The 1,026-nt window shown below is 64.6% G+C and carries 1 protein-coding gene; it reads left to right on the plus strand.

Going from position 1 to position 1,026, the window contains the following annotated elements; all coding sequences use genetic code 11:
- Positions 1–633: 633 nt before the first annotated feature.
- Positions 634–972 carry an STAS domain-containing protein gene (locus GT030_RS09245; protein ID WP_161200676.1) on the plus strand — a complete coding sequence of 113 codons (339 nt, stop codon included), beginning with the start codon at positions 634–636 and terminating at the stop codon, positions 970–972.
- Positions 973–1,026: the final 54 nt, after the last annotated feature.

Here is a 1,026-nt window from a genome sequence, read left to right on the forward strand (position 1 = left end):
GGGCTGGGCACCCCCGCATCCGTGGCAGCCATCGGAGGCGGCATCGGCCTGGTCGGCACAGGGCTCGGCTTCATAGATGCGTGCACATCATGATGGCGGGCAGGAGGCAGAGGCTGCCTGTAAGGCTCATCCAGGTCGGCATCGCACTTGGTCTGATCGGCGTGGTGCTCTTCGTGATCGACATCCTGATCCGTGGCTGATGACCAATCAGCTTGATCAACGCACTGCGACTCGTGGGGCAGCCGACCGCTAGGGCTGGCCCGGCGGAATAGAAGGCGATCGCGCCCGCTGGTTGTTAGCGGGCGCGATCGCCTTGCTTTCGCCGCTGATGCCGCCGCTCAGGTAGCGGACGCCGGGCCGCGCCTCAAGCCGACCATGATACCGTGGCTTGGGGCTGACGCCTGTTTGATGAGCGGTGGTCCCCGGACAAGCGGCGCCAGGGTATGCGAAGGTGGTTACACGACCAGCCTGGTCTGGTAGGAGACCCCGCACCGTCTTTGCGGGCCATTGCAGTGGCCGAGGCGCGGCGCGGGTGGTCTTGCTTGGCTTCGCGCGGCCCGATGTAGTCGCGCGCTTGATGCCCCCGCTGAGCGGGGGTGTGATGGGCTCGACCCCTGATAGGAGGGGCGAACCATGAACAACCTCACCGTGGTCACCCAGCAGTTCACCGACCGCACCATGATCACTGTCGCCGGGGAGATAGACCTTCACACCTGTTCTGCCCTCATGGATGCCACCAGCGTCATCCCACCGGATGGCAAGGCGCTGCACCTGGAGATGTCAGGCGTGTCCTTCATGGACTCCAGCGGCCTCAATCTTATGCTCCAGCTGCACCTCCGTCTTCTTGCCGAGGGCAGGCAGCTGGTTATTGCCGGTCTGCAAGGCCAGCCCACCCAGGTGCTGCTTCTCACCGGTGCCTATGACGTGCTTGTTCCCAGATCTGCCGATGCGCCGAACGCCAGCGCGGCCTGACAACTGTTACAGGTTTCTCTACCTCATCAAGCCCCGGCTGCGCTCCGCTCCGCC

This window comes from Streptomyces sp. SID1328, assembly GCF_009865595.1.
GTDB lineage: Bacteria > Actinomycetota > Actinomycetes > Streptomycetales > Streptomycetaceae > Streptomyces > Streptomyces griseoluteus.

Bases quoted from the DNA above. Each gene is read 5' to 3' on its own strand.
- GT030_RS09245 (WP_161200676.1), top strand. From the start codon at position 634: ATGAACAACCTCACCGTGGTCACCCAGCAGTTCACCGACCGCACCATG.